At 60.3% G+C, this 15,918-nt stretch carries 18 protein-coding genes; 12 read left to right on the top strand and 6 right to left on the bottom strand.

Annotated elements, in window-relative coordinates:
- Positions 1–14 precede the first annotated feature (14 nt).
- From BSP75_RS07160 to BSP75_RS07170, 3 genes are read right to left on the bottom strand one after another with little or no spacing between them, the layout of a single operon-like run.
- Positions 15–821 carry a MipA/OmpV family protein gene (locus BSP75_RS07160; RefSeq protein WP_075112719.1) on the bottom strand — a complete coding sequence of 269 codons (807 nt, stop codon included), beginning with the start codon at positions 819–821 and terminating at the stop codon, positions 15–17.
- Positions 822–869: 48 nt separating this feature from the next.
- The gene (locus BSP75_RS07165; RefSeq protein ID WP_042059293.1) at positions 870–1,940 is read right to left on the bottom strand and encodes an AI-2E family transporter; all 1,071 of its coding nucleotides are present in this window, start codon (positions 1,938–1,940) and stop codon (positions 870–872) included.
- 25 nt (positions 1,941–1,965) lie between these two features.
- On the bottom strand, positions 1,966–2,199 hold the full coding sequence (locus BSP75_RS07170) for a sulfurtransferase TusA family protein (RefSeq protein ID WP_075112720.1): 234 nt from the start codon (positions 2,197–2,199) through the stop codon (positions 1,966–1,968).
- 121 nt (positions 2,200–2,320) lie between these two features.
- Here BSP75_RS07170 and BSP75_RS07175 point away from each other — a divergent pair, with 121 nt between their 5' ends.
- Complete coding sequence (locus tag BSP75_RS07175; protein WP_362858733.1) at positions 2,321–3,775, top strand: M48 family metalloprotease; 1,455 nt, start codon at positions 2,321–2,323, stop codon at positions 3,773–3,775.
- Between the two features lie 100 nt (positions 3,776–3,875).
- Here BSP75_RS07175 and BSP75_RS07180 read toward each other — a convergent pair whose 3' ends face one another.
- Positions 3,876–4,358, bottom strand: a complete 483-nt coding sequence (locus tag BSP75_RS07180; protein ID WP_075112722.1) for a TlpA disulfide reductase family protein — start codon at positions 4,356–4,358, stop codon at positions 3,876–3,878.
- 60 nt (positions 4,359–4,418) lie between these two features.
- Here BSP75_RS07180 and arsC point away from each other — a divergent pair, with 60 nt between their 5' ends.
- Positions 4,419–4,769, top strand: coding sequence for an arsenate reductase (glutaredoxin) (gene arsC, locus BSP75_RS07185; protein ID WP_075112723.1), 351 nt, complete (start codon positions 4,419–4,421; stop codon positions 4,767–4,769).
- Positions 4,766–5,149 (top strand): DUF2069 domain-containing protein, encoded by a 384-nt coding sequence (locus BSP75_RS07190; protein ID WP_075112724.1) that lies wholly within the window; start codon positions 4,766–4,768, stop codon positions 5,147–5,149. Before arsC ends, BSP75_RS07190 begins: the two co-directional genes overlap by 4 nt.
- A gap of 57 nt (positions 5,150–5,206) precedes the next feature.
- On the opposite strand, the gene BSP75_RS07195 is transcribed toward BSP75_RS07190, so the two are convergent.
- Entirely contained in the window at positions 5,207–5,815 is a 609-nt protein-coding gene (locus BSP75_RS07195; protein ID WP_075112725.1) for an ACP phosphodiesterase, read from the bottom strand.
- Positions 5,816–5,991: 176 nt separating this feature from the next.
- On the opposite strand from BSP75_RS07195, the gene iadA reads away from it, so the two are divergent.
- Entirely contained in the window at positions 5,992–7,122 is a 1,131-nt protein-coding gene (gene iadA / locus BSP75_RS07200) for a beta-aspartyl-peptidase (protein WP_075112741.1), read from the top strand.
- 91 nt (positions 7,123–7,213) lie between these two features.
- Here the strand turns inward: iadA and BSP75_RS07205 are convergent, their stop codons facing one another.
- Positions 7,214–8,116 carry a lysine exporter LysO family protein gene (locus BSP75_RS07205; protein ID WP_075112742.1) on the bottom strand — a complete coding sequence of 301 codons (903 nt, stop codon included), beginning with the start codon at positions 8,114–8,116 and terminating at the stop codon, positions 7,214–7,216.
- A gap of 533 nt (positions 8,117–8,649) precedes the next feature.
- Here BSP75_RS07205 and BSP75_RS07210 point away from each other — a divergent pair.
- The 8 genes from BSP75_RS07210 to BSP75_RS07245 all read left to right on the top strand — a co-directional run bounded on the left by BSP75_RS07210 (position 8,650) and on the right by BSP75_RS07245 (position 15,914).
- Complete coding sequence (locus BSP75_RS07210; RefSeq protein WP_033138423.1) at positions 8,650–9,420, top strand: ABC transporter ATP-binding protein; 771 nt, start codon at positions 8,650–8,652, stop codon at positions 9,418–9,420.
- 49 nt (positions 9,421–9,469) lie between these two features.
- On the top strand, positions 9,470–10,243 hold the full coding sequence (locus BSP75_RS07215; protein ID WP_058053808.1) for an ABC transporter substrate-binding protein: 774 nt from the start codon (positions 9,470–9,472) through the stop codon (positions 10,241–10,243).
- A gap of 186 nt (positions 10,244–10,429) precedes the next feature.
- Complete coding sequence (locus BSP75_RS07220) at positions 10,430–11,170, top strand: ABC transporter permease (RefSeq protein ID WP_075112726.1); 741 nt, start codon at positions 10,430–10,432, stop codon at positions 11,168–11,170.
- Positions 11,171–11,173: 3 nt separating this feature from the next.
- Entirely contained in the window at positions 11,174–11,866 is a 693-nt protein-coding gene (locus tag BSP75_RS07225; RefSeq protein ID WP_058053806.1) for an ABC transporter permease, read from the top strand.
- Positions 11,867–12,042: 176 nt separating this feature from the next.
- Positions 12,043–12,702, top strand: coding sequence for a TIGR01621 family pseudouridine synthase (locus BSP75_RS07230; RefSeq protein WP_075112727.1), 660 nt, complete (start codon positions 12,043–12,045; stop codon positions 12,700–12,702).
- A gap of 26 nt (positions 12,703–12,728) precedes the next feature.
- Positions 12,729–13,409 carry an HAD family hydrolase gene (locus BSP75_RS07235; RefSeq protein ID WP_075112743.1) on the top strand — a complete coding sequence of 227 codons (681 nt, stop codon included), beginning with the start codon at positions 12,729–12,731 and terminating at the stop codon, positions 13,407–13,409.
- A gap of 224 nt (positions 13,410–13,633) precedes the next feature.
- On the top strand, positions 13,634–14,770 hold the full coding sequence (hppD, locus tag BSP75_RS07240; protein ID WP_075112728.1) for a 4-hydroxyphenylpyruvate dioxygenase: 1,137 nt from the start codon (positions 13,634–13,636) through the stop codon (positions 14,768–14,770).
- Positions 14,763–15,914 carry a homogentisate 1,2-dioxygenase gene (locus BSP75_RS07245; RefSeq protein WP_075112729.1) on the top strand — a complete coding sequence of 384 codons (1,152 nt, stop codon included), beginning with the start codon at positions 14,763–14,765 and terminating at the stop codon, positions 15,912–15,914. The genes hppD and BSP75_RS07245 overlap by 8 nt, the downstream gene beginning before the upstream one ends.
- Positions 15,915–15,918 lie beyond the last annotated feature (4 nt).

Here is a 15,918-nt window from a genome sequence, read left to right on the forward strand (position 1 = left end):
CAGCTGACATTGCGTTACCAGATATAACCCAGCGCAAAGCCTGCATAGAGCTCGCCATCGTGCTGGACGATGGGACTGTTTTTGATGTCCCGATCATACCATTCGTAGTTCATGGCAAACATGCCAATCCAGTTGGGGCTGAAGCGGTAGCTGGTGATGAGCGCCGCCATCGGGGAGAGGGTGGTACCGGTATCCCAGGAGGGCCGCTGGGCGGTCGCCTCACTCTCGGAGATGCCGCCGAAGTAGTAGTTGGCCATCTTGTCGCTGCGCAGCATCAGCCCCATGCCGGGCATGATCAGCAGGTTGTCGCGCAGGATGGGGAAATCGGCCCACAGCAGCAGCTCCTGTCCCTTGCTGCGGCCAGTGACATCACTGTTGGCGCGGATGGTCAGCAGGGCGTAAGGGGTGACGATGTTGCCGCCAATTCCGCCCTCCAGCTGCCACTCACGCTGCTCCATGCCGCTGAAGGCGGGCGAGTCTTCGGGGTCCAGATTGCCAAAACGCACCCGGCCATAGCCGTAGAGGGCGACGTTCTCATCCTTGTGGAAGTAGTAGCGGGCCCGATCGCCCAGAAACATCAAGTCGTCGCCGAAGTAGATAAAGCCGGGGATGGCGTAGAGGGCGTTGTCCTGCGCTTCGTAGCGGGCCTGCCCCCCGATCAGGGTAGCGCCCACCACCAGCCCCTGTGGCACCGGGCTGGTGGGGCTGTCACTGGCCAGCATATCGACCGAGCCGAGATCGATCTCGGCCTGTGCCGGGGTCACGGTGGCAAGCAGCAGGGCCATCAGCCCGCCAAGGGTGGTGCGACGTGAAAGGGTCATAAGCGCTCTCTGGGAGTCAGTGGCTGAAGGCGTGGCCGCAGTGGCCGGTTATTTGACGGCATGGGCATTGTCTTCCCGTTTGGGCCAGGCATTGATCACCGCCTTGACCAGGGTGGCGAGGGGAATGGCGAAGAAGACCCCCCAGAATCCCCACAAGCCGCCAAACACCAGCACGGCGATGATAATGGCCACCGGATGAAGGTTGACCGCTTCCGAGAAGAGCACCGGCACCAGCAGGTTGCCATCGAGGGCCTGAATGACCAGATAGGCCACCATCAGCCAGGCGAACTCCGGGGTGAGCCCCCACTGGAACAATGCCACCATGGCTACCGGCACGGTCACCACAGCGGCACCGATATAGGGGATCAGCACCGAGAAGCCGACCGCCACCGCCAGCAGCACCGAGTAGCGCAGCCCCATCAGGGCAAAGGGAACATAGGTGGCGATACCGACGATCAGGATCTCGATCACCTTGCCGCGGATGTAGTTGATGATCTGGTTGTTCATCTCGACCCACACCCGGTTGACCAGGGTGCGGTTGCGCGGCAGGAAACGGCGCAGGCTGCCCATCAGTACCCGCTTGTCCTTGAGCATGAAGAAGACCATCAACGGCACCAGAATGAGGTAGATCATGATGGCAACCACGTTGACCAGCGAGCTGAGGGAGGCGCTCACCAGATGCTCGCCGCCACTGAGAATGCGCTGGCGAATATTGTCGATGACGGTCTCCACCAGACTGACATCAATCAGCTCGGGGTATTTGTCCGGCAGGGTGCGCACATAATCCTGGGCGTGAGTCAGCATAGCGGGCGCCTCTTTGGCCAGATTGATCCCCTGACTCACCAGCGTCGGGATAAGACCCAGCAAGGAGGCCACCGCCACTGCAATAAAGAGGATCAGAATGACGCTGGTGGCCAAGGTGCGCGACAGCCCCGCTTTTTGCAGCCGGGCCACCGGCCACTCCAGCAGATAGGCCATTACCAGCGCCACCAACAGCGGGGCCAGCAGATCGCCAAACAGCCAGATGATGGTGAAGCAGAACACCAGCAACAGGAAAAGGGTAACGGCATCGGGATCGGAAAAACGGGTCTGATACCAGCGCTTCAATACTTCTAACATGACTGCATCCTTACATCACTGGGGCTCAAGATGGCTGTTTCGCCCCGACAACCAACTGCAAAGAGAGGGTATTGTCCGGTTGTTGCTGCATCTCGACATGGTGGCCCTGACGCTGCAGATAGGCCGGAATATCCTGCCGGGAGCCCGCATCGGCCAGCCGGATGGTGACGGTTTGACCGCTTTTGGCCTCCCGCAACCAGAGCTTGAGCCGGATCAGCGGCTCGGGGCAACGCCAGGGGGTCAGGTCGAGAACTTCCATGGGGACTCCATCAGGCAGGTGGCCGCTATTATGGCCGTGATAAGAGCGTGAAACAACGCTTGTAGCCCTTGATGGGCAAGGGTATTCTGCCGAGGCCCTTTCTGATGGAGATAGAGATAACGTGGCACGCTTTTCCCCCCTGATGGCATCGCTTCCCCTGCTGGCTTCCCTGATGGGCGCCACGTTTCATGCCGAGGCCAATAATCAGCTTCCCGACATCGGTACAGCCGGGGTGGCGGCCCTGCCCATCGAGCAGGAGGTACGTTACGGCAATGCCTTTATGCGCTTTGCCCGCGCGGGCCTGCCGATCATCGATGATCCGGTGCTGAGCCAGTACATCGACGATCTGGGTCAGCGACTGCTGACCAACGCAGATGGGGTGCGTTTCCCGTTTACCTTCTTCCTGATCAATGATCCCACCATCAACGCGGCCGCCTTCCTCGGCGGGCGGGTCAAGGTGCACACCGGCCTGTTCCTCTACGCCGACAGCGAGAGCGAGCTGGCCTCGGTGCTGGCTCACGAAATCACTCACGTGACCCAGCGCCATATCGCCCGTTACATGGAGGCGCAGGCGAGCAGCTCGGCAGTGACCCTGGCCGGTCTGGTGGGCTCCATTGCGCTGGCGGTGATCAACCCGACAGCCGGTATCGCTGCGCTGCAGACTACGCTGGGCCTCTCCATGCAGTCTGCCATCAACTACACCCGCGACAACGAATATGAAGCGGATCGCATCGGCATGAAGACTCTTTATGATGCCGGTTTCGACCCCATGGGGATGGCCAACTTCTTCCAGAAACTGGCCGCCGAGTATCGTTACGCCAGCAAGCCGCCGGAAATGCTGCTGACTCACCCGCTGCCGGAGACCCGCATCAGCGAGGCCCGTGCCCGTGCAGGCAGTTATGGCCGCCGCGACTTGCCGCCCAGCCTCGACTTCTGGCTGGCCAAGGTGCGTATTCAGGTGCGTTTTGGCACCGATACCCCACAGGGGTTGCTGAGCTACTTCGATACCCGGATCCAGAAGGGGGATTACCCGCTCAAGGATGCGGCCATCTATGGCAAAGCGTTGGCGTTGATCCAGCTCAAGCGTACCGACGAGGCTGACACCCTGATGCAGGAGCTGGCGGCCCGTCATCCGGAAGATCTCTTTATCGTCGATGCCCAGACCGACATCGATCTGGCCAAGGGGCGCAGCGCCCAGGCCATCGCGCGCCTCGAGAAGTTCCGCAGCCGGATGCCGGATAACGAAGTGGTGGTGGTCAACCTCGGCAACGCCTACCTCGAGAGCGGCAACTACAAGAAGTCCATCGCCATCCTCGACCCCTATGCCCGCGAGCATGAAGAGAACAATCTGGCCTGGAACCTGCTGGCCGATGCCTATCGCAAGGCGGGCCTGATGACCGAACTGCATATGGCGCGGGCCGAGATGCTCTCGCTGCGCGGGGATTATCAGGCGGCCATCGACGAGCTGATCGTGGCGCGCGGCACCACCAGCGACCGGATGACCCTGGCTCGTCTGGAGGCGCGTATCACCGAGCTGGAGCGAGCCAAGAAGGATCTCGACAGCCTCAAGGGCTAACGACAGCTGGCATTTACCAATCCAACAAGGGCGCACCACGGTGCGCCCTTGTTGTTTATGGCGGTGACGTTGATGTGGGTAACGGTGATAGCACGGCTCGTTAGTGACTCATGCGGCTGATGGTCGTCTTGAGCATTTCGATGTTCGACGGGTCCAGTTCACCGATCAGCGTTTGCTTGAGTTTGCCATCACTGTCGAGCAGATAGCTGGTGGGCAGGGCGCCCGGACGAGGGAAGGGGAGCTTGGCATCCTCATTGGCAATCAGCAGCGGCACCTTGATCTCATATCGGGTTGCCAGTTGCCCCAGCTCTGCCGGGGTCATCGGGTCGTAGTTGATCGCTACCACGGCGATCTCGTCCTCCGCTGCCAGCGCGTTGAGGTGCGGCATCTCCCGCAGGCAGGGGGCACACCAGGGGGCAAAGTAGTTGACCAGGAGCGGCTTGCCGACAAAGTGGCGCAAGCTTACCGGCTGCCCTTTGGCATCGGTAAATTCGGGGGCGGGTGTGCAGGCGCCCAGCAGGCCAGCCACAATCAGCCAACAAATTCGTTTCAATTCCTTTCCACTGCCGCTTACCCTGACCATCACTTTCCCCTACAATAGCGCCGTTTCTAGTCCCATCTTGCGATTAATCAGGGAGTTACCATGAGCGAGACCCAAATCTACCACAATCCGCGCTGCTCCAAGAGTCGCGAAACCCTGGCCCTGCTGGAACAGCACGGGATCGCCCCTGATGTGGTGCTCTATCTGGAGCAGGCCCCGAGCGAAGATGAGATCCGCAACCTGCTCTCTCTGCTCGGTTTTAGCGATCCGCGCCAGCTGATGCGCACCAAGGAGGATCTCTACAAAGAGCTGGGATTGGCCGATGTCAGCGGTGATGCCCTCATTCGCGCCATGCACCAGTATCCCAAGCTGATCGAGCGTCCCATCGTCATCAAAAATGGTCAGGCCCGTATTGGTCGCCCGCCTGAGCAGGTGCTGGGGATCCTCAAGTGAGCACCCGCTTCGCTCGCCTGCTGACCCTGGTCGGCTTCTTCGGCCTGCTGGGCTGGGTCATCCTCTGGCATCTGTGGCTGTCACCCCACCCGGATCTCAATCCCTGGTTGTTGCCGGTGATCTGGACGGTGCCGCTGCTCTTCCCGCTCAAGGGGATAGTGCAGGGCAACCCCTACACCCACGCCTGGGGCAACTTCGTGTTGATGCCCTATTTCCTGCACGCCCTTACTCTGATCACCACGGATGAGGGGGAGCGGTGGCTGGCGGTGGTGGAGCTGCTGTTCACCACCCTCGCCTTTGTCGGCACTATCTATTACGCCAGGCTGCGTGGCCGGGAACTGGGCTTAAGCATTCGCAAGAAGAAAGATGAAGCCAACTGATGACAAACGCCCCGCAAGGGGCGTTTTTTTGTGGGGAAACAGGCCTATTCAGGGGGATCACTGTGCCCCTTGCGCTGCCCGATATTGGGCCAGCTGCTGCTCGCTAAAATCCATCAGCTGGGGATAGAAGCGCAGAAATCCCGCCTCGCATGTTTGCCACTGCGACTCATCGAGGGTCAGCAGTGCCTCTCCCAGTTGTACTGGGCGGCGCAGTCGGCGACCGATGCCGTTAAGCGCTTGCCCCAGCCCCTCCCTGTGGCGGTAGGCGGCGATCCAGTTCTGCTCGGCCATCCGCTTGAGGGGGAGCGGCAGTCCATCCGGCAGATGCGGGTGATCCGCCAATAGTTGGCGGTAGCTCTGCGATAAAAAGTCGGGCAGGGGCTCGGTGCTGAACTGCCCCCAGTGCTGGCTCAGCCAGTGGTCGTAGATCATATCCACCACAATCCCGCCAAAGCGGCGCCAGGGGGCCTCGAAGCTGGCGACGGCCGCCTTGTGCTCGGGATGGCTGTCGGTGAAGGCGTCGATCTTGCGGTGCAGCCAGATCCCCTCATCGAAGTGGGCCGCAAGAGCGGTGGGCAGCGGCCCCTTGATAAAATCCCCCAGCAGGTTGCCAGTGAGGGAGCTTCGGGTGTGGGCCGCCAGATGGAGATGGGCCAGAAAATTCATGGAAAAGTCGCTTCGCAGAGGGACAGTGCCGCTGAGCCTAGCGGATCCGCTTCCCCTTGCCTATGGCTGCCATGACATCGTGATCGGCAGGAAGGGCTTTCACCGGACCGCCAATAGTGGGTAAATTGGGTTTTGCCTCGCGACATTTCACCGGATTGAGAGAAGGAGTAGCCATGATGTTGACCCTGATCGAGGGGGCCGAGATCTTCAGCCCCACCCACCTTGGCCAGCAGGATCTGCTGGTGGCCGATGGCCGTATCGCCTGGATAGGCAAGGGGTTGACGGTGCCTGCAAACTGGCCGTTGAATCGGGTCGATGGTCGTGGCAGTTATCTGGTGCCCGGGCTGGTGGATCCGCTGGCCCATATCACCGGCGGTGGTGGTGAGGGGGGCTTTGCCTTTCGCACCCCTGAACTGGCGGCGAGCGAGGCGCTCAAGGCCGGTGTCACCACCCTGGTGGCGGCGCTCGGTACCGACAGCCTGACCCGCACTCCCGCGCAGGTGCTCGGCAAGGTGCGAGAGTTTCGCGCCGCCGGGGTGAGCGCCTTTATGTATACCGGCTCCTACCATCTGCCGGTGAAGACTCTGACCGGCACGGTGGAGTCGGACATCATCCTCATTCCCGAGGTATTGGGGGTGGGGGAGGTGGCCATCAGTGATCACAGATCCAGTGCGCCGACCCACCACGAGCTCGCCAGGCTTGCCAGCGAGGCGCGAGTGGCCGGGTTGCTTGCGGGCAAGAGCGGGGTCAGCTTCTTCCATATCGGGGATGGCAAGGGGGCATTGGCGCCCCTGCGGGCGCTGCGCGATGAGACCGATATCCCGCTGCGCCAGCTCTATCCCACTCACTGCAACCGCAATCCCTGGCTGTTTGCCGAGGCCATCGAGTGGGGCAAGGCGGGAGGCTGGGTCGACCTCACTACCTCGAGCTTTCCTGATCTGCTGGAGGATGGCGAGCGGCTTGCCGCCGATGGGCTGGCCGAGCTGCTGGCCGTCGGTGTGCCTGCCGAACGCATCACCTTTAGCTCGGATGCCAATGCCAGCCTGCCGCGCTTTGATGGTGAAGGGCGGCTTATCGAGATGCGTTGCGGCCAGATTGCCAGCCTGTGGCAGCAGTGCGTGCGTGCGACCCGGCTCGGTGTGTCGCTGGAGAGAACATTGGCCGCGGTGACGATCAATCCGGCGCAGGCGCTGGGGCTCGGCAGCAAGGGGCGTATCGGGGTCGGGCAGGATGCGGATCTGCTGCTGATTCATGCCCGGACGTTCGCTATCGAGCGGGTGATGAGTGGCGGCCAGTGGCGCGGATAAGTCATAGATAAAGCAGGCGTGCGGTATACCCGGATAACACAAGCCCGATAGTCGTGTCGGGCTTTTTCGTGCTGGCTGCGTGCAAATGCAGTTAGATCGCCAGAAATCCGAGGATCAGGATGGGGCCGAGCAGGCTCAGGATAAAGCCGGAGACGATGGCCACCGGTACCACCTGAATGCCGCCTGATTTCTGGATGACTGGCAGGGTGAAGTCCAGCGCCGTGGCGCCGCCGTAACCGATGGCGGCCGAGGGGTGGCGACGCATCAGCACCGGAATGATCAGGATGGCGATAAGCTCGCGGCCCAGATCGTTGATAAAGGCAGCCGAGCCCAGCACCGGCCCCAGTTTGTCGGCCACCAGAATGCCCGACAGGGAGTACCAGCCGAAGCTGGAGCTGAGGGCCAGGCCGTGGGTCAGGGGCATGCCGAGCAGCTGGGCCGCCAGCAGGCTGCCAATCCAGCTGCTGATGATGACGGTGAAGGCGATCTTCATCCCCCAGGGATTGAGCAGGATCTGCCGCAGCCGCATGCCGGAGTTGCGCATCTGCACCCCGATGAGAAACAGCAGCAGCATCAGCGCCCACTCGCTCCACTTGTCGATGGGCAGGGCGCGCAGATCCACCAGCAGCCCGAGCAGCACACCGCCGAGCACCACAAAGCAGAGCTGCAGCGACTCCCACAACAGATGCAGCTTGCTCGGCATCCTGGCATCGTTTGCCTCGTGGGTCGGCGGCGTGCGCTTGTCGAGCCACCAGAGGGCCAGCAGGTTACAGACCGTGATCGCCGCCAGCATCACCCCGGCGACCTTGAAGATCACCGCCAGATTGCTGCCCAAGTTCTCCACATAGGCAAGCCCGAGCCCCATCAGAAACAGGATGAGGTAGACCATCTTGCCCAGACTCTGGTTGACCAGCTTGATCAGTCGGGCAGAGGAGAGGGGAACCAGATAGCCGATTGCCAGTGGCAACAGGATCAGCAACACGTTGAGCAACATCGAGGCCTCGATCACAAAAACTGATAAAAATACCACCTTATCATTACTTATTGGCTCTGTGTCACATATCTCTCGCTTTCATGGCCGAAAACAGCCCTTTTTTGAGGGTGTTGTTACTTTTTCGCCACAACTTGGCTGTTTGTTAAGGTTCTGTGCGAGCCCGAGTGAACCAATGAAATCAAGTTGATCCGATCGGGGGGCTGATCTTTCGCTCTGCAAGGGGGTGCATAAAGCGATTTTGGAGCCGGTTTGGCACACATCACGCTTTTCTCTTGCCACTGATATGATTGGGGTATAAAAAGGCGGTATCTGAATAGCCATTGAAACGGCTGTTTATGCAAACAAAGTGCTGAAAAATACGCAAAGAGCGAATAAAAATAGAGCGAATCCCCTGAAGACCCTCGTTCTGTATTGTTTTTTCACTATCTGGGTGATATTTTCGCTGAAGGTTGCCATCGGTTAACTTTTTGTTAAATGAACGATGGTTGAGTCACGCCCCCTGCGGCGTCTAGGGACAGACAAGGTTGTAATGGATGAGCGACGTTGCCGCACTGGAAGTACGTGATCTGCACAAATATTTTGGCACCCACGAAGTGCTCAAGGGCATCGACATGACCGCCCACAAGGGGGATGTTATCTCCCTTATCGGCTCCTCCGGCTCGGGGAAGTCGACCTTTCTTCGCTGTATCAATCTGCTCGAAACCCCCTCATCCGGCACTGTCTCGCTCCATGGCGAGCTGATTGCCATGAAAACCAACCGGGCCGGTGAGCGGCAGCCACAAGATATGCGTCAGGTGGAGCGGATCCGCAGTCGGCTGGCCATGGTGTTTCAAAGTTTCAACCTCTGGTCACACATGACCATCATGCAGAACATCATCGAAGTGCCGATCCAGGTGCTCAAGGTGCCCCGTGCCGAGGCGATCGCCAGAGCCGAGCATCTGCTCAACCGGGTCGGGCTGTGGGAGCGGCGCGACTACTATCCCGGCCATCTTTCCGGTGGTCAGCAGCAGCGAGCCGCCATTGCTCGTGCGCTGGCGGTGGAGCCCGAGGTGATGCTGTTTGACGAACCCACCTCGGCGCTGGATCCCGAGCTGGTGGGGGAAGTGCTCGGCCTGATGCGCGAGCTGGCCGAAGAGGGGCGCACCATGCTGGTGGTGACCCACGAGATGTCGTTTGCCCGGGATGTATCGAACAAGGTGATGTTTCTGCATCAGGGGCGGGTGGAAGAGGAGGGCAACCCCAAGGAGATTTTCGCCCATCCCAAATCCGAGCGGTTCAAGCAATTCATCTCCTCCATCTACTGATGGCGGAATGTCGAGTTACCCAATCAACTGTTTTATCAAGGAGAGATACATGAACAAGCTGATGCTGGCGACTGCCGTAGTCACTGCCCTCGCGTCCGGTAGCCTGATGGCCAAGGAGTGGAAAGAGGTACGGATCGGGGTTGAGGGTGCCTATCCCCCCTTCTCCTGGACCGAGCCCAGTGGCGAGGTGAAAGGTTTTGATATCGACATCGCTAATGCCCTGTGCGAAGAGATGAAGGTGAAGTGCACCCTGGTCAAGCAGGACTGGGATGGCATCATTCCGGCGCTGCTGTCGCGCAAGTTTGACGCCATCATCGCCACCATGGACATCACCGAAGAGCGCAAGAAGAAGGTGGACTTCACCCAGAAGTACCAGCACATTCCGGCCCGCTTCGCCGCCAAGAAGGGCACTGACGTCAAGCTCGACAAGGCTTTCATGGATGGTAAAACCGTGGCGGTGCAACGTGCGACCTCCATGGATACCTACATCACCGACAACTTCCCGAACGCCACCATCAAGCGTTACGGCACGGCTGATGAAGCCTATCTCGATCTGAAATCCGGTCGCGTCGACTATGTGATGGCCGACTCTGCCGCCATCACCGACGGTCTGCTGAAGAAGGAAGGGGGCGATGCCTACGAGTTCGTCGGTCCGAAACTGACCGATCCCAAGTGGTTTGGCGAGGGTGCCGGTATTGCGGTGCGCAAGGCTGACAAGGATCTGAAAGAGAAATTCAACGCCGCCATTCTGGCGCTGCGCGCCAATGGCAAGTACAAGGAAATCAACGACAAGTACTTCGAGTTCGACGTGTACGGCGAATAAAACCAGAGGACGTTTACGGCGAGTAAAAGCAGTTCCCTCTCCCTTTGGGAGAGGGCAGGGTGAGGGGACTTGTGACGTGTTGCTCAACGACAAGTAACAGGCCGATTGGCTCACCTCGCCAGTAGTCCCGGGGCCCATGTTCTCTGTGTGGAGCAATGGGCCCTATTAATTGCAATGGAGCTGCCCATGTTTGATTTGAAAGGATACGAAGCCTCGCTGTTGGAGGGCGCCTGGGTCACCCTGGAAGTGGCGCTGGCCTCCCTGCTGCTGGCATTGCTGCTGGGGATGCTGGGGGCGCTGGCCAAACTCTCTCCCTACAAGTGGGCCCGGGCCATCGCGACTTGCTACACCACCATCATTCGCGGTATTCCCGACTTGGTGCTGATGATGCTGCTCTTTTTTGGCGGCCAGGTGCTGATCAACGGTATCTGCAGCTGGGTCAACGAGGCTTACAACAGCTTTTTACTTGAAGGCAATCCCAATCAGGAGTGGGTCTCCCTGCTCCCGGACTATATCGATATCAGCCCCTTTGTGGCCGGTGTCGCGACCATCGGCTTTATCTTCGGCGCCTACATGACCGAGACCTTTCGCGGCGCCATTCTGGCGGTGGACAAGGGCGAGCTGGAGGCCGCACGCGCCTTTGGCATGCGGGCAACCCAGGTGTTTGTCCGGATCCTCTTCCCCCAGATGATGCGCCACGCCCTGCCGGGGTTTGGCAACAACTGGCTGGTGCTGCTGAAAACCACCGCGCTGGTCTCCATCATCGGCCTTGATGACATGGTGCGCAAAGCCTCGCTGGCGGCGGGGTCGACCCAGCAACCCTTCACCTTCTACATGGCGGTGGCGCTGATCTTCCTGATCTTCACCGCAGTCTCCACCTCGGCGCTCAAGTGGGCCGAGCGTCACTATGCCATAAAGACGAGGTAAGCCATGGATTTCTCAATCATTCTCAAAGAGTGGCCGACCTACTGGGAGGGGCTCTATACCACAGTCTGGCTGGTGGCCCTCTCTCTGCTCCTCGGTCTGATGCTGGCGGTGCCCATGGGCATCCTGCGCAACAGCCGCAACTGGCTGATCAAGGGGCCGATCTGGGCCTATATCTACTTCTTTCGCGGCACCCCGCTGCTGGTGCAGCTCTTTATCATCTACTACGGCGCCGCCCAGTGGGAGTGGCTGAAAAACAGTGCCGCCTGGTCGCTCTTCTCCGAGGCCTGGTTCTGTGCCCTGCTGGCCTTCACCCTCAATACCGCCGCCTATACCGCCGAGATCGTGCGCGGGGCGGTACACAACATGCCGCGCGGCCAGATTGAGGCAGCCAACGCCTTTGGCATGACCCGCTGGCAGACTCTGACCCGGATCATTTTGCCCAACTCGTTTCGTCGGGCACTGCCTGCCTACAGCAACGAGGTGATCTTCATGCTGCAGGGCTCGGCGGTGGCGGGCATCATCACCATCGTCGATCTGACCGGCGCGGCGCGGATCATCAACTCCCGCTACTACAGTCCGTTCGAGGCATTTTTGACCGCCGGGCTGCTCTATATGTTGCTCACCTTTGTCATCGTCTGGCTGTTCAAGAAGTGGGAAGCGCGCTGGCATGCCCACCTGCGCCCGCGCAATGTGTAAGGGTTGAGCTGCCAAGATGAGCGAAAATGGCCCCGCCTGTTGCTGGCAGGGCCATTTTTTATCTTCATCCTCTGCCCGCCCGGTTTGCCAAATGGTGGTCGAGCAGGGAGAATGCAGCACTCCCGAGCGCACTCAGCCGTTGGCTGCGTGCCTTATCCCCCAGTTCCCGAGGTTTTATGTACCGGATTTTGTTTGAGCATCCCGCTTTTCTGGTTATCGACAAGCAGCCCGGTATCGGCATGCACGACGAGAAGGGCGACGGTGAGTCGGTCAATCCGGGGCTGGTCAATCGCGTGAAGGCCGATACCGGGCTCACCCTCTATCCGGTGCACCGGCTCGACAAGATGACCTCCGGGCTGGTGCTGCTGGCCCGCACCACGGATGCGAACCGCGAATTGAGCATGGCCTTTGCTGCCCGCGAGGTGAGCAAGCAGTATCTGGCGCTCTCCGATCGCAAACCGAAGAAGAAGCAGGGCTGGGTGAAAGGGGATATGCAAAAGGGGCGCGGCGGCAGCTGGATGCTGGCGCGCACTTTGGAAAACCCCGCCATCAGCTGGTTTGATTCGGTCTCGGTGCGCGAGGGGCTGCGGCTCTATCGCATCAAGCCCCAGACCGGCAAGACCCACCAGATCCGGGTTGCCCTCAAAAGCATCGGTGCCCCCATTCTCGGGGATGAACGCTATGGCGGCACGCCAGCCGAGCGCGGTTATCTGCACGCCTGGCGACTGAGTTTTACGCTGGCGGGCGAGCCGTTCGATTTTGTCTGCCCGCCCACACAGGGGGCCGAGTTTGTCACTCCTGAGCTGACAGCCGCGAGCGCCACCCTTGCGCCCTGATGTTTATGCGCCGAGAGCCTGACGCCATGATCCATTCAGCAAAAGAGCGTGATGCATCCAATGCCTCTGACGGGAGCACGCCGCGCTGGATCCTGGCCGACTTTGACGACACTCTGGCCCCCGGCGACAGCCACGCCGGTCTGCTGCGCTATATCCTGCGCCGCCGGATCTGGCCGCTGCTGTTGTTGCCGGTGATTGCGCTGGGTGGAGTGGTCTATCTTGTTCCCAGCCAGCGGCGGCGCGGTATCTCCCTTATCTGGTGGGCCATCACCCTGGGGCTCTCCCCCTTGGAGTGGCGCAAGCTGGTGCGCGCCTATTGCCGCACCAGGCCGGGACTGTTTCGTCAGGCTCGCGATCTGCTGCAACACGAGGGGGGGCGCTGCTGGGTGATCTCCGCCAGCCCTTGCGCGCTGGTGCGAGCCCAGCTCCATCAGCAACTGCCCGGCCAGTTGCCCCACCGGATCATTGGCTCGCAGATGCATTACTGTTTTGGCGGCCTGATGCCGCGCTTCTATTGCCACGGCCAGCACAAGCTGCTGCCGGAGATCTGCACCCTCGATGTCGAGCTGGCGCTTAGCGACAGCCTGCACGATCTGCCGCTGCTGGGGTTGGGGAAAGAGGCGTGGTTGATCAATCCGACGCCCACGCGACTACAAAAAGCCCGGGCCCGCTTGCCCCATCTGATAGTCAAAAACTGGCAACTGTAATGCAAAGCTGACAGCCATGCGGGTCGTCACACTTTGATCCGCAGGGCTGCGGCTTGAATGTCACAATCCATTTACATCTTTTGCTACCAGCTGCGAAAAACTATCTGCATCTCGCCTCTTCTCTTCCTGCTACGCCCTGCTTCTAATGAAACAAGTTGTTAACACTTGCTGCGCCACTGGGTGCTGCAATCCGTTTTAACCTAATCAAGAGCAAGGAGCGCCCGATGAATGCCACCTCTTCCGCCACTCACACCATCAATCCGTTAGGCACAGATGGCTTCGAGTTCGTCGAGTACACGGCCCCCGATGCCAAAGGGATTGCCGCCCTCAAGAGCCTGTTTGTCTCGCTGGGGTTTGCCGAGATCGCCAGGCACAAACACAAGCAGTGCTGGCTCTACCGGCAGGGGGATATCAACTTCGTGGTCAATGCCGAACCTCACTCCCAGGCGGAGCAGTTCGCCAGCCTGCACGGGCCGAGCGTCTGCGGCATGGCGTTTCGGGTGAGCGATGCAGGCAAGGCCCAGCAGTTCGCCATCGCCAAGGGGGCCAAGCCCTTTATCGGCAAGATTGGCCCCATGGAGCTCAATATTCCTGCCATCTACGGTATCGGCGAGAGCACCCTCTCTTTCGTCGATCGCTATGGTGACAAGGGCTCCATCTATGACGTGGATTTTGTCTTCTACCCCGACTGGCAGGCCCGGATGGCGGAAGTGGATGCCGGTCTTATCGAGATCGATCACCTGACCCACAACGTCCATCGCGGCAATATGGATGTCTGGTCCAATTTCTATGAGCGGATCGGCAACTTCCGTGAAATTCGCTACTTCGATATCGAGGGCAAGCTGACCGGGTTGCATTCGCGCGCCATGACTGCCCCCTGCGGCAAGATCCGCATCCCCATCAACGAGTCGGCGGATGACAAGTCGCAGATTGAGGAGTACCTGCGCCAGTACAAGGGGGAGGGGATCCAGCACATCGCCATGGCCTCCAGCGATATCTACCAGACCATCCGTACCCTGCGCAGCCGCGGCACCGGCTTTATGCCGACGCCGGATACCTACTACGAGAAGGTGAACGGTCGGGTCGAGGGACACCAGGAGGATCTGGCGGCCCTCAAAGAGCTGCGCATCCTCATCGACGGCTCCCCCACCAAGGATGGCATCCTGCTGCAGATCTTCACCGATACCGTGATTGGCCCGGTCTTCTTCGAGATCATCCAGCGCAAGGGCAACGAAGGGTTTGGCGAGGGAAATTTCAAGGCGCTGTTTGAATCGATCGAGCTGGACCAGATCCGCCGCGGCGTGCTGGATGGTGGCGAAGATGACAAGGGTGCAGGCAAAGAGGGCGCGAGCGATGCGTAACTGGATTAACTTTCCCCATCGGGAGGGAACCCACTCCCGACAGGCCCATGCCGATCTGCCCGAACAGGCCATCTATGAGCGCGAGCTGGGGCGCAGCGGCTTTTTCGGCCCCGCCACCCACATGCACCACAAGCATGCCCCCACCGACTGGAGCAGCTGGGAGGGGCCGCTGCGGCCACGGCTGTTTGACCTCAATGCCCTGCAAGAGGAGGTGAGCTCGCTCTCCCCCTGGGTGGCCCCCGACATTCTCAGCAACCCCCACTGCCGCTACCGGATCTGGCGGCTATCCGAGGCGATGCCGTTTCTGGTGCGCAACGCCGACGGCGATGAGCTCTTGTTTATCCACGAGGGGGGCGGCGAGTTCTTCTGCGACTACGGCCACCTGACCCTGCGCGATGGTGACTACGTGGTGATCCCCCGTGGCACCATGTGGCGCATCGAGCCGACAGCGCCCCTTTTCATCCTGATGATCGAGGCGACCAACGACAGCTACCAGCTGCCGGACAAGGGGCTGGTGGGCAATCACGCCATCTTTGACCCGGCGGCGCTCGATGTGCCCGCCATCAATGAGCGCTTTTTGGCCCAGCAGGATGAAAACCCCTGGTCGCTGCAGGTGAAACGCCACGATCAGGTGTCGGTCATCACCTGGCCTTTTAATCCGCTTGATGCGCAAGGGTGGCACGGGGACTTGTGCGTGGTGCGCCTCAACTGGCGGGATATCCGCCCGCTGATGAGCCACCGTTACCATTTGCCGCCGTCGGCCCACTCCACCTTTGTGGCGAGCCGCTTTGTCATCTGCACCTTTGTGCCGCGCCCCATCGAGAGCGACCCCGGTGCCCTCAAGGTGCCCTTCTACCACAGCAATGATGATTACGACGAAGTGCTCTTTTACCACGCCGGGGACTTCTTCAGCCGGGACAATATCGAGCGGGGCATGGTCACCTTCCACCCTGCCGGTTTCACCCACGGCCCCCATCCCAAGGCGTTTGCGGCGGGGCAGGCCTATGCCAAGAAGTTCACCGACGAGGTGGCGGTCATGCTCGATACCCGCGATGCGCTGAACGTCGGCAGCCTGTGCGAAGGGATCGAGAACACCCGGTATGTCTCCAGCTGGCAGCGCCCGGACGCTGCGGCCGGCAAATAAGGAA

This window comes from Aeromonas sp. YN13HZO-058, assembly GCF_001921245.1.
Classification (GTDB): domain Bacteria; phylum Pseudomonadota; class Gammaproteobacteria; order Enterobacterales; family Aeromonadaceae; genus Aeromonas; species Aeromonas allosaccharophila.